11 protein-coding genes are annotated in these 11,226 nt (G+C 66.0%); 5 read left to right on the top strand and 6 right to left on the bottom strand.

Annotated elements, in window-relative coordinates; translation table 11 throughout:
• The first annotated feature begins 48 nt into the window (after window positions 1–48).
• The gene (ligD, locus tag EN780_RS17710) at window positions 49–2,550 is read left to right on the top strand and encodes a DNA ligase D (RefSeq protein ID WP_127392230.1); all 2,502 of its coding nucleotides are present in this window, start codon (window positions 49–51) and stop codon (window positions 2,548–2,550) included.
• Window positions 2,551–2,899: 349 nt separating this feature from the next.
• Here ligD and EN780_RS17705 read toward each other — a convergent pair whose 3' ends face one another.
• Window positions 2,900–3,574, bottom strand: a complete 675-nt coding sequence (locus EN780_RS17705; RefSeq protein WP_127392231.1) for a winged helix-turn-helix domain-containing protein — start codon at window positions 3,572–3,574, stop codon at window positions 2,900–2,902.
• Window positions 3,575–3,755: 181 nt separating this feature from the next.
• Here EN780_RS17705 and EN780_RS17700 point away from each other — a divergent pair, with 181 nt between their 5' ends.
• Both EN780_RS17700 and EN780_RS17695 read left to right on the top strand, forming a co-directional pair.
• Complete coding sequence (locus tag EN780_RS17700) at window positions 3,756–4,124, top strand: NIPSNAP family protein (RefSeq protein WP_127392232.1); 369 nt, start codon at window positions 3,756–3,758, stop codon at window positions 4,122–4,124.
• The gene (locus EN780_RS17695) at window positions 4,121–4,465 is read left to right on the top strand and encodes an antibiotic biosynthesis monooxygenase (protein ID WP_128274849.1); all 345 of its coding nucleotides are present in this window, start codon (window positions 4,121–4,123) and stop codon (window positions 4,463–4,465) included. Before EN780_RS17700 ends, EN780_RS17695 begins: the two co-directional genes overlap by 4 nt.
• A 51-nt stretch (window positions 4,466–4,516) precedes the next feature.
• On the opposite strand, the gene mbfA is transcribed toward EN780_RS17695, so the two are convergent.
• On the bottom strand, window positions 4,517–5,500 hold the full coding sequence (mbfA, locus tag EN780_RS17690; RefSeq protein ID WP_127309583.1) for an iron exporter MbfA: 984 nt from the start codon (window positions 5,498–5,500) through the stop codon (window positions 4,517–4,519).
• Between the two features lie 166 nt (window positions 5,501–5,666).
• On the opposite strand from mbfA, the gene EN780_RS17685 reads away from it, so the two are divergent.
• The gene (locus tag EN780_RS17685; protein ID WP_127285440.1) at window positions 5,667–5,990 is read left to right on the top strand and encodes a hypothetical protein; all 324 of its coding nucleotides are present in this window, start codon (window positions 5,667–5,669) and stop codon (window positions 5,988–5,990) included.
• 307 nt (window positions 5,991–6,297) lie between these two features.
• On the top strand, window positions 6,298–7,275 hold the full coding sequence (locus EN780_RS17675) for a threonine/serine dehydratase (protein ID WP_127392235.1): 978 nt from the start codon (window positions 6,298–6,300) through the stop codon (window positions 7,273–7,275).
• Window positions 7,276–7,317: 42 nt separating this feature from the next.
• On the opposite strand, the gene EN780_RS17670 is transcribed toward EN780_RS17675, so the two are convergent.
• The 4 genes from EN780_RS17670 to EN780_RS17655 form a co-directional block, all read right to left on the bottom strand.
• The gene (locus EN780_RS17670) at window positions 7,318–8,283 is read right to left on the bottom strand and encodes an MBL fold metallo-hydrolase (RefSeq protein WP_127392236.1); all 966 of its coding nucleotides are present in this window, start codon (window positions 8,281–8,283) and stop codon (window positions 7,318–7,320) included.
• A 95-nt stretch (window positions 8,284–8,378) separates the two neighbouring features.
• A complete protein-coding gene (locus tag EN780_RS17665; RefSeq protein WP_127285449.1) occupies window positions 8,379–9,515 on the bottom strand; it encodes an ABC transporter permease in 1,137 nt (378 codons plus the stop codon).
• 8 nt (window positions 9,516–9,523) lie between these two features.
• Window positions 9,524–10,444: an ABC transporter ATP-binding protein gene (locus EN780_RS17660; RefSeq protein WP_127309579.1), complete on the bottom strand. Its 921-nt coding sequence runs from the start codon at window positions 10,442–10,444 to the stop codon at window positions 9,524–9,526.
• Window positions 10,441–11,226 (bottom strand): HlyD family efflux transporter periplasmic adaptor subunit (locus EN780_RS17655; protein WP_128274848.1); only part of this gene is annotated, 786 nt, incomplete at its 5' end. The genes EN780_RS17655 and EN780_RS17660, both read right to left, overlap by 4 nt.

Here is an 11,226-nt window from a genome sequence, read left to right as displayed (position 1 = left end):
GGCAAGGCCTCCGCTCCGCGGCGCAAATCGGCATAGGAGGCCGCAGCCATGGCCAGCCTCGAGCAGTATCGGGCCAAGCGCGATTTCAGGAAGACCGCCGAGCCGGCCGGCAAGCTGTCGCGGAGCGGCAAGAAAGCCGCCGGCATCTTCGTCATCCACAAGCATGCCGCGACCAGGCTGCACTACGACCTGCGCCTCGAGCATGACGGCGTGCTGTGGAGCTGGGCGGTGACGCGCGGCCCGAGCCTCGATCCGCACGAGAAGCGGCTGGCCGTGCATGTCGAGGACCACCCGATCGACTACGCGCCGTTCGAAGGCACCATCCCCAAGGGCGAGTATGGCGGCGGCTCGGTGATCGTCTGGGACGAGGGCAAATGGATTCCGGAAGGCGATCCGGCCAAAGCGATGAAGAAGGGCCATATCGGCTTCGAGCTGGAAGGCCACAAATTGCATGGCCGCTGGCATCTCGTGCGGCTGAAGCCGCGCTCCGGCGAAAAGCGCGACAACTGGCTGCTGATCAAGTCCGACGATGCCGCCGCGCGTCCCGGCGAGGACATCCTGAAGCAGGAGCCGAAATCGGTGAAATCCGGCCTGACGATCGAGGAGGTCGGCGAGGGCAAGACGGCCAAGGGCGCGAAGCCGAAAGTCTGGCACTCCAACAAGCCGGCAGCAGCCGGCAAGGCAAGAGCCGGGCCTGCCAAGCGGCTGGAGTTCATCGAGCCGCAGCTCGCCACGCTGGAGAAGGATGCACCTTCCGGCGACGACTGGCTGCACGAGGTGAAATTCGACGGCTATCGCATGCAGGCGCAGATCGCCGGCAGCGAAATGAGGCTGCTGACCCGCGCCGGCCTCGACTGGACCTCAAAATTCGACGGTCCGGTCACCGCCGCGCTTGCCGGCCTCAAATGCCGCGACGCCATCATCGATGGCGAGATCATCGTTTTGGCCGACAGCGGCGTGTCGTCCTTCGCCCTGCTGCAGGCCGATCTCTCGGCCCGCCGCGCCGATCGCTTCGTCTACTACGCCTTCGACCTGATGCGCCTCGACGGCAAGGACCTGCGCCGCGAGCCGCTGGTCGAGCGCAAGCAGGCGCTGGCGGAACTGCTCGGCGAGCAGCCGCAGGATTCGGCGCTGCGCTTCAGCGACCATTTCCACGAGCCGGGCAAGGTCATGCTGCAGCATGTCTGCCGCATGGGTCTCGAAGGCGTGGTTTCCAAACGCGCCGACGCGCCTTACCGCAGCGGCCGCGGTCTCAGCTGGGTGAAGTCGAAATGCACGCTGCGGCAGGAATTCGTCATCGGCGGCTACCTGCCCTCGGACAAGACCGGGCGCGGCCTGCGCTCGCTGCTGGTCGGCTATCATGAGGGCGGCAAGCTGCACTATGCCGGCCGCGTCGGCACCGGCTTTTCCGGCAAGATGGCCGCCGACCTCAAGAAAAGACTCGACGGACTCACCGCAAAAACGTCGCCCTTCTCCGCCGCCGTGCCGAAGGGCAAGGGGCTGGTCTGGGTCGAGCCCGATCTTGTCGGCGAAGTGGAGTTCCGCAGCTGGACCTCGGACCGTATAATACGTCACGCCTCGTTCCAGGGGCTGCGCGAAGACAAGCCGGCGGAGGAAGTCGTGCAGGAGAAGCCCAGTAAGGCCGCCGGCAAGGGCGCGACCGAGACGAAGGCGGCGCCAAACGCTGCGTCAGCCAAGACCTCGGTGAAGCTCTCCCACCCGGAGAAGCTCTTATGGCCCGACGAGAAGGTCTCCAAGCAGGATCTGCTCGACCATTACGCGCTGGTCTGGCCGCGCATGGAACAATTCGTCGTCAACCGGCCGCTCAGCCTGGTGCGGGCGCCGGACGGAATCGGCGGCCAGCGCTTCTTCCAGAAACACGCCTCGCCCGGCATGAGCGACAAGATCGCCAGGATGAAGGATCCGACCGATGGCGAGGAGATCCTCTACATCAAGGATTTCGACGGCATTGCCGCGCTGGTCCAGTACGGTGTCGTCGAGGTGCATATCTGGGGCTGCACGATCGATGCGCTGGAAAAGCCCGACCAGATCATTTTCGACCTCGATCCCGATGAGGGCGTCGACGTCAAGGCGGTGCGCGAGGCGGCGCTCGACATCCGGGGCAAGCTGGACGAGCTTTCGCTCCCCAATCTGGTCAAGACCTCCGGCGGCAAGGGCTATCACGTGCTGGTGCCGCTGAAGCCGTCGGCGGATTGGGACGAGGTCAAGGACTTCGCCCATGATTTCGCCCGCGCGCTGGAGCAGGCTTCGCCCGACCGCTACACCGCGACGCTGTCGAAGAAGGCGCGCACCGGCAGGATCTTCGTCGACTATCTGCGCAACGGCCGCGGCTCGACCACGGTCGCGCCTTACTCGTCGCGCGCCAAGAAGGGCGCCACCGTGTCGATGCCGGTGACCTGGCCGGAACTCGAGAAGGGGCTGGCGCCCAACGCCTTCCCGCTCGGCGATTCCACCACGCTGGAGCAGTTGAAGAAGGCCGATCCATGGAAGGATTTCTTCAAGCTGGGCAAGGTTTTGAAGCGGAGCTAGCTGGCGCAACGAGCGTCGTGATCCTTCGCCCCTCTGTCCCGCCGGGCATGTTACGCTATGCACACATCTTCTGTGACTGGCGCGACTGATCAGGGCCGAGGTTTGATTGCCACGTGGTTCCCCCAATCCGTCGCTGCTTCGCAGCGCCACCTTTCCCCCCTCCGGAGGGAAAGGAAGGGAGCATTGCTGGACGAGCGTTGGCGGCAAAAGAGCCTGGCGTCTTTCCTCTACCCCGTCGATCGGGGGAGAGGTGGCTCGGCGAAGCCGAGACGGAGTGGGGGTCGACCAGCGCTACATTAGACAATGCACGCGCCAAGCTGCCATGCACGCTATCGCCAAGACCAGCAGCCTACGCCAGAAACACGTTCTCGAATTCCCGCTTTCCCGCCGGCGAGAATACCACCGCGCGGCTGCCCTTTTCGCGCCGCGCCCATTTCTCGGCGATGATCTTGTCGAGGATTGCGGCGCCCAGCGTGCCCGCGAGGTGCGAGCGCCTGACGCTCCAGTCGAGGCAGGCACGGCACACCGGCCGCCTGGCCTTGGCCTCGACATCGATGCCGAGCGCGGAAAAATGCGAGGCCGCCGCCGGGCCAAGCCTGATCTCGCTGTCGTCGCGCAGCAACACCTCCCTGTCGATCAGGCGGTCGAGCATCGCCACCGCCTGCTCGCCGGCGAGATGGTCGTAGCAGACCCGCGCCACCCGCATCGCCGCGTCTCGTGGCCCCGGCCGCACGCGCTTCGGGCCGACCGCTTCGGCGACGCCGATGATCGCCTCGATCATGCCGGCGACTTGCGGCCCGGCGAGCCCGTAATAGCGATGCCGTCCCTGGCTGGCCAAGCTCAGCAGTCCGCCCTCCATCAGCTTCGACAGATGCGAGGAGGCGGTGGGCAGCGACACGCCGGCCTCCAGCGCCAGCTCGGAGGCGGTCAACGCCGTGCCGCCCATCAGCGCGGTGAGCATGTTGGCGCGGGCCGGATCGCCGACCAGGCTGGCGATGCGGGCGATATCGGGTCCTTCACGCATAGTTCGATCCTTGTCGAAGCATTCCTGCGAGGAAATCACTATTGTCGGTTCAGTTCAAGGAGCGGACGACCATTGAGGCGCCCACTCCTGACATGAAGCTGACTAGCATGCCGACGGAAGCGATGTTTCGACCGCGCTCGAACTGTCGTCGCCGAAAAATCAACCTGATGAGGAGACCGCCATGACCATCACCTGCTTCATCCGCTACGAGATCGATCCGTTCGGCAAGGCGGCCTTCGAGGACTATGCGCGTGCCTGGGGCCAGGCCATCCCGCGCTGCGGCGCCGACCTCATCGGCTACTTCGCGCCGCACGAGGGGTCGGCGACCACGGCCTTTGCCGCCTACAACATCGACAATCTCGCGGCCTACGAGGCCTACCGCGCCCGGCTTGCCGCCGACCCGGCCGGCAAGGCGAACTACGAGTTCGCCCGGCGCGAGAAGTTCATTCTCAAGGAGGACCGCATCTTCCTGAAGCTGGTGTCGGGCCCGCACGGACCGCGGCAATTGTTCCGGACCGACGTCACGGTCAAGGAAGGGATAGAGGCATGATCGCCGTCATCTTCGAGGTCGAGCCGGCGGCGGGCCGGCGCGAGGCCTATCTCGGCATCGCCGCCGAGCTCCGGCCCCTGCTCGACGGCATCGACGGATTCATCTCGATCGAGCGCTTCCAGAGCCTTGCCGATCCGAACCGCGTGCTGTCGCTGTCCTTCTGGCGCGACGAGGAGGCGGTGAAGGCCTGGCGCAACACCGAGGAGCACCGGCAGGCGCAGCAGGCCGGCCGTGGCGGAATCTTTGCCGGCTACCGTCTGCGCATCGCCCACGTCGTGCGCGACTACGGCCTGACGGAGAGGGCCGAGGCGCCGGCGGATAGCAGGGCGGCGAATGGGTGAAACTCCCCTTCTCCTTGTGGGAGAAGGTGTCGCCGAAGGCGACGGATGGCTCTAAGCATTCCCGATCAGCACGCCGGCCGTGAACACCAGCGCGCCGCCCAGCACCACCTGGAAGGCGGCGCGCCAGAACGGTGTCTGCATGTAGCGGTTCTGCACGAAGGCGATCGCCCACAGTTCGAAGAACACCACCACGGCGGCGACCGCCGTCGCCGTCCAGAAGAACGGGATGAGATAGGGCAGCGCGTGGCCGAGACCGCCGAGCGTCGTCATGATGCCGACGGTCAGCCCGCGTTTGATCGGCGAGCCGCGGCCGGACAGCTTGCCGTCGTCGGACGCGACCTCGGTGAAGCCCATCGAGATGCCGGCGCCGATCGAGGCGGCAAGCCCGACCAGGAAGGTCTGGAATGTGTCGTGCGTGGCGAAGGCAGCGGCGAAGATCGGCGCCAGCGTCGACACCGATCCGTCCATCAGCCCGGCCAGTCCCGGCTGCACATAGGTGAGGATGAACTGCCGCTGCTCGGCCGTCGCCTCCTCGATCTTGATCTCGCCCGGGACATGCTCCTGTTCCAGTTGATGCGCCGAGCTCTCATGGCCCTGCTCGGCCACCGCCAGTTCGTCGAGCAGTTTGCGGGTCGAGGCATCGGTGGTGCGCTTGGCGGCCTCGACATAGAAGCGGTAGGCCTGCTGTTCCATCGCCTCGGCCTGCCGGCGCACGGTCTCGATGCCGAGCGGCCTGACCAGCCAGTCGGGCTTGCGCTCGTAATAGCCCCTGACATGCTCGCGCCGGATCAGCGGAATGCGCTCGCCGAAACGCTTGCGGTAGAGCTCGATCAGCGAATCGCGGTGGCCGTCCTCTTCCTCCGCCATCGCCTCGAACACCTTGGCCGATTGCGGAAAATCTTCCGCCAGCCCGTCGGCATAGGCGCGGTAGATGCGCCCGTCATCCTCCTCCGACGATATGGCCAGCGCCAGGATCTCCTGCTCGGAGAGCGAATCGAAGGAACGACGGCCGAAGCCGAAAACACGTGAAAGCATGAGCATGTCACTCTAGATTAGAATTATTCTAAACTAGGGTTTGACCCGTTGCCGGTCAATCGCGCATCGCCCGCGGGAACAAAATTTGTTGATCCGGTGAGGCCTTCATTGTTGCCGAACGTTCACCTATATAACCGAACCTAAGCCGAAAGAAAGGAATTCCCGGATGTCGCCGAAAGAGCATGCGCACGCCTTTGATCCGAAACCCGTCCTCGATCTCATCGCTAGCATCGAGGCCGACCTGCAGCGCCTGAAAGGCCTGGTCGAGCAGCAGGTCGAGAAATTCGATCCCGCCAATCCGCACAACAAGGCTCCCGACGGCAAGCTGACGGAAGAGGGCGTCGAGTGCTGCTACCGCATGTTCGACGACGGCAAGTCGCGCTATTCGGTCGCCCAGCAGATGAAGATCTCGTTCGCCGCCGCCACCCACCGTTTCAACGCCTGGCGCAAGCTCGGCGGCAGCAAGAGGCAAAGGACGCTGTTGGGGTGAGAGGCGGCCACTTGCCACCCTCGGCGCCGCCCCTCTGCCCTGCCGGGCATTTCTCCCCGTATAGTGACGGGGAGAAAGGGCTGGCCGTAGCCTCTGCGCCATTCTTGCAACGTTGGTGATCGGCGAAAGCCGCGATGATAGCACCCTCTCCCCGTCACCATACGGGGAGAGGACACCGGCAGGCAGGTGAGGGGCGGCGCCAACGGCAGCTATGATCCGCCAACCTTGTAACCATCACATTTTTTCGTTGGCGCGCCGCGGCCTTTTCCGTGCACCATGAGCGATCTGTTTGCTCAAGGCCGCGCCCATGACCGTCCCTCCCGGCATCGCCGATATCCGCAACGCCGCCACGCGCCTCTCCGGCTTGATCGTCGAGACGCCGCTGATCGAATCGCCGGAGCTCAACAAGCGCTTCGGCGGCCGCATCCTGTTCAAGCCGGAGACGCTGCAGCGCACCGGCTCGTTCAAATTCCGCGGCGCCTACAACAAACTGTCGTCGCTGGGCGAGGCGGAGCGCGGTCGCGGCGTCGTCGCCTTCTCCTCGGGCAATCACGCGCAGGGCGTCGCCGCTTCCGCCGCGATGTTCGGCGTCAAGGCGGTCATAGCCATGCCGGCCGACGCGCCGGCGATGAAGATCGGCAATGTCCGCAAGATGGGCGCCGAGGTGGTTCCGTTCGACCGCTTTCGCGATGACCGCATGACGGTGGTTCGTCCCTGGCTTGACAAGGGCATGGCGCTGGTTCCTCCCTTCGACGATCCGGCCATCATTGCCGGCCAGGGCACGATCGGCCTCGAGCTGATGGCTCAGGCCAGGGCTCTCGGCGTCAGCCTCGACGCGGTCGTCATTCCCTGTGGCGGCGGCGGCCTGTCGAGCGGCATTTCCGTTGCCGTCAAGGATGCTTCGCCCGGCACCGGCGTGTGGGCCGCCGAGCCGGAACATTTCGACGACACCCGCCGTTCGCTGGCCAGGGGCGAGAGGGTCGCCAACGAGCCCGGCCACACCTCGATCTGCGACGCCATCCTCACCGCCGAGCCCGGCGCCATCACCTTCGAGATCAACCGCAAGAACCTCGCCGGCGCCGTCGCCGTGTCCGACAAGGCGACGGCGCAGGCAATGCGCGACGCCATGGCGTTCCTGAAGCTGGTGGTCGAGCCCGGCGGCTGCGTGGGTCTCGCCGCGCTCTCGTCCGGCGAGATCGATCTCGCAGGCAAATGCGTCGCTGTCGTGCTCTCCGGAGGCAATGTCGATTTCGGCACTTATGCGGAGATCATGGCGGCGGCTTAGGGGGCTGCCGGCATTGGACGCCTGGGTCGTTCGATGGAGCCGTCAAAGCAAAAACGTCTTGCCGACCACGGATGGAGCGACCGTCTCGCCATAGGCGGCCGCGAGCGCGCTCACGGCGCGCCAGCCCGTGCAATGCCCGGGCGATATCAGCTGCAGGTCGAACTGGGCCAGCGCTTCGACCGTCTCGGGGATGATCGGCTCGGTCACCCCCGAGAGGTGGAAGCCGCCGAACACGCCGTAGGGCGGAATTTCCGGAAACCGAGCCCGGGCGTGGGTCAGGACGTTGATCAGGCCGGCGTGCGAGCAGGCGGTGAAGACGATTTGCCCCTTGCCGGCCACGTTGATTGCCAAATAGCGCTCGTCCGGCATCACTTCGTCCGGTTCCCAGTTGCCTGCGGCGGTCTGGCGATACTGGCCAGGAAAGCCGCGCTCGAACCGGGTCACGCGTGGGATCTCGCCGCTGACATAGAACGTCTCGTCAAGAAGCAACTGCTCGTCGCGGGTGACGATGACATCGGCGCCGCTCCCGGACAGGACCTCCACGCTCGGCACCAGTTCCATCGGCCGAAACTGCCCATCGGCGGATTTGGTCGCCCGCAAGGCGAACATGTCGGGATGCATGTAGGTCGGGACGGGCCGCCCGCCATTGCCCATCGTGATCATCTGCAGGGCGCGCGGCATTGCGCCCGCGTGATCCCAGTGCCCATGCGACAGCATTACCGCCCCAACCTGCCCGAGATCGACGCCGAGCCTGACCGCGTTGCGCTCGAACGCCCATTCCTCGGGCCCGGTGTCGAACAGCAGCGTGCGGTTGGCCGATGCCGTCCGGACGGTGATCAGGCAGGAAAGCCCATGCGCGGCGCAGCACAGGCATTTGCCGGACAGCCATGGCATGCCGCGACGGCGAAGGCGGGCGAACTCGGTCTCGACGAAGCCGGGGCTCGACGACAGGCTGTCCGTCGCGTTGTCGACGAGAAAGATGACCTCTGCCGTATCGACGACCCTCATCGGACCAGCTCTGATGATACAGGAACCCCCACTCTATCGCATTCGGGCAGTCCGGCACAGCCGCGACAGCGTACGGAGCCCATGCCTTGCTGGACCTAGTCCAGCGTCCGCCTGAACCGCACCAGCGCCACGCCGGCGAACAGCGCCACGAACAGCACCAGCCAGCCGATCTCGGTCGCCACCGCCGGCAGCTCGGCGCCCTTCAGCATCACCGCGCGGATGATGCGCAGGAAATGCGTCAGCGGCAGGATCTCGCCGAACAGCTGCGCCCAGCCCGGCATGCCGCGATAGGGGAACATGAAGCCCGACAGCATGATCGAGGGCAGGAAGAAGAAGAAGGTCAGCTGCAGCGCCTGCATCTGCGTGCGGGCGATGGTCGAGATGGTGTAGCCGAGCAGCACCAGCGCCAGCACGAAGATCAGCACGGCGGTCAACAGCAGCGAGATCGAGCCGGTGAACGGGATGGTGAACAAGAGCTTCGCCGCCGCCAGCACCACCACCACCTGCACGGCGCCGACCACCAGATAGGGCAGCACCTTGCCCATCATGATCTCGAGCGGGCTGGAGGGCATGGCGAGCAGGTTCTCCATCGTGCCGCGCTCGGTCTCGCGCGTCAGCGCGATCGACGTCATCATCACCATCGTCATCTGCAGGATGACGCCGAGCAGGCCGGGCACGATGTTGTATTGCGAGATGCCCTCGGGATTGTAGCGCCGGTGCACCACCACTTCGAGCTGGCCCTTGGCGGTTTCCGCCGCCGCCTCCTGCATGCCGCGCGCCCGAAGCAGCGCCTGGTTGGCGACCGTGCCCAGCGTCGAGATGGCGCCGCTCGCCACCGCCGGGTCGGTGGCGTCGGCTTCGATCAGGATCTGCGGACTGTCGCCGCGCTCGACGCGGCGGGCGAAATCGGCGGGAATGGTGACGACGAAGGCGACGTCGCCGCGCGACATCAGGAACTCGGCCTCGGCGGCACTTTGCGCGACATGGTCGAAGCGGTAGTAGCCGGTGGTCTGCAGCGCCGAGACCATGGCCCGCGTGTAGGGATCGCTGCTCGTCGCCACCAGCGCCGCCGGCAGGCTCTTCGGATCGTTGTTGATGGCATAGCCGAACAGCACCAGCTGCATCAGCGGCACGCCCAGCATCATGGCGAAGGTGATGCGGTCGCGCCGCATCTGGATGAACTCCTTGATCAGCAGCGCGCCGAGCCTGGCGAAGGAGAACAGGGCGCTCATCCTGTTTTTCATCCCATATTGTCCTTCGAGCCGGCCATGAACTGGATGAACACGTCCTCGAGGCTGGTTTCGCCCGGCGTCACCGTCACGCCCTTGTGCTGCTTCTCGACATCGGCGAGCGCCGCCTTGAGCGCCTGTTTGTCGGAGCCGACGACATGCAGCGTCGCGCCGAACGGCGCCACCTGGTCGACGCCGGCGCGGCCCTGCAGCGCCTCCGCGACCTGGTCGAGACGCGGACCCTGCACCACGAAGGTGGTGAGCCCGGCATTCTTCACCACCTCTTCCACCGTGCCGGTGGCCAGCATCTTGCCGTAGGAGATGTAGCTGATGCGGTGGCAGCGCTCGGCTTCGTCCATGTAATGGGTCGAGACCAGCACGGTCAGGCCGCCGCTCGCCAGCCGGTGGATCTCGTCCCAGAATTCGCGCCTCGCCTTGGGATCGACGCCGGCCGTCGGCTCGTCGAGCAGGAGCAGCTTCGGCTTGTGCATGATGCAGGCGGCGAGCGCCAGCCGCTGCTTCCAGCCGCCCGACAGCGTGCCGGCGAGCTGGCTGCGGCGCGTCGTCAGGCCAAGCTCCTCCAGCGTCCGCGCCACATGCTCCTCGACCGGTCTCAGTTGATAGAGCCGCGCCACGAATTCGAGGTTCTCGCCGATCGTCAGATCTTCGTAGAACGAGAATTTCTGCGTCATGTAGCCGACTTCGCGCTTGATGCTGAGCGAGTCGGTGCGGATGTCGAAGCCGAGCACCGTGCCCTCGCCCTCGTCCGGCGTCAGCAGCCCGCACATGATGCGGATGGTCGTCGTCTTGCCGGAGCCGTTCGGCCCGAGAAAGCCGACGATCTCGCCTTCGGCCACCGTCATCGTCACATGGTCGACGACGGTCTTGTTGCCGAAGCGCTTGACCAGGCCATGGACGTCGATGACGTTCATTTTCCGGCATCCGCCAGGTCGACGTCGACGATCTGCCCGGGCTGCAGCGGGCCGGCATCGCCCTCGGGCCGCGCCTCGACCAGGAAGACCAGCTTCTGCCGGTTCTCCAGCGAATAGATCACCGGCGGCGTGAACTCCGGGTCCGGCGACACATAGCTGACGCGCGCTTTCAGCTCGGGCCCGCAGCCGTCGCAATGAACGCTGAGCAGCGCGCCGACCTTGACCGATGAGAAGGCGCTTTCCGGCACATAGACGCTCAGCTTCACGGCACCGTCCGGCAGCAGGGAGACGACCGGAGCGGTCGGGCCGGCGGTGTCGCCCGGATTGCGGATCACGTCGTTGACGCGGCCGGGCGAGGGCGCCGTCAGCACGCGTTTCGACAGCCGCCACTGAGCCTGTTCCAGCGCCGACTGCGCCTGCTTGACCTGGTTGTCGGCGGCCTTGATCGTCTCGGGCCGCGCCGGCAGTCCGCCGACGGCGAGGTTGGCCTCGGCCTGGCCGAGCTGCGCGTTGGCTGTCTCCAGCGCGGCCGACGCCGTGTCGTAGTCGGCCTGGGTGCCGGTGCCGCGCTTGTAGAGATCGCTGGCGCGATCATAGCGGCGCTTGGCGTCGGCGGCCTGCGCCCTGGCCATGTCGACTTGCGCCTTGAGCACGGCGATCTCTTCCGGGCGCTTGCCGACTTGCAGGTCGGCAAGCTGCGCCTCGGCCTGGGCAAGTGCTGCCTCGGCCTGCGCCACGGCGATCTTGGCGTCGGCGCTCTCCAGCGTCACCACGGACGCGTC

Origin of the sequence: Mesorhizobium sp. M4B.F.Ca.ET.089.01.1.1 (assembly GCF_004022605.1) — a bacterium.
Lineage (GTDB): Bacteria > Pseudomonadota > Alphaproteobacteria > Rhizobiales > Rhizobiaceae > Mesorhizobium > Mesorhizobium abyssinicae.
Note: the sequence above shows the minus strand (reverse complement) of the source record. Positions and strands in the feature narration are given on the sequence as shown.

Coding starts and splice junctions, on each gene's coding strand:
- EN780_RS17685 (WP_127285440.1), top strand. CDS start 5,667: ATGTCGCCGAAAGAGCATGCGCACGCCTTTGATCCGAAACCCGTCCTC.
- EN780_RS17700 (WP_127392232.1), top strand. CDS start 3,756: ATGACCATCACCTGCTTCATCCGCTACGAGATCGATCCGTTCGGCAAG.
- EN780_RS17660 (WP_127309579.1), bottom strand. CDS start 10,444: ATGAACGTCATCGACGTCCATGGCCTGGTCAAGCGCTTCGGCAACAAG.
- EN780_RS17670 (WP_127392236.1), bottom strand. CDS start 8,283: ATGAGGGTCGTCGATACGGCAGAGGTCATCTTTCTCGTCGACAACGCG.
- EN780_RS17665 (WP_127285449.1), bottom strand. CDS start 9,515: ATGAGCGCCCTGTTCTCCTTCGCCAGGCTCGGCGCGCTGCTGATCAAG.
- mbfA (WP_127309583.1), bottom strand. CDS start 5,500: ATGCTTTCACGTGTTTTCGGCTTCGGCCGTCGTTCCTTCGATTCGCTC.
- ligD (WP_127392230.1), top strand. CDS start 49: ATGGCCAGCCTCGAGCAGTATCGGGCCAAGCGCGATTTCAGGAAGACC.
- EN780_RS17675 (WP_127392235.1), top strand. CDS start 6,298: ATGACCGTCCCTCCCGGCATCGCCGATATCCGCAACGCCGCCACGCGC.
- EN780_RS17705 (WP_127392231.1), bottom strand. CDS start 3,574: ATGCGTGAAGGACCCGATATCGCCCGCATCGCCAGCCTGGTCGGCGAT.
- EN780_RS17695 (WP_128274849.1), top strand. CDS start 4,121: ATGATCGCCGTCATCTTCGAGGTCGAGCCGGCGGCGGGCCGGCGCGAG.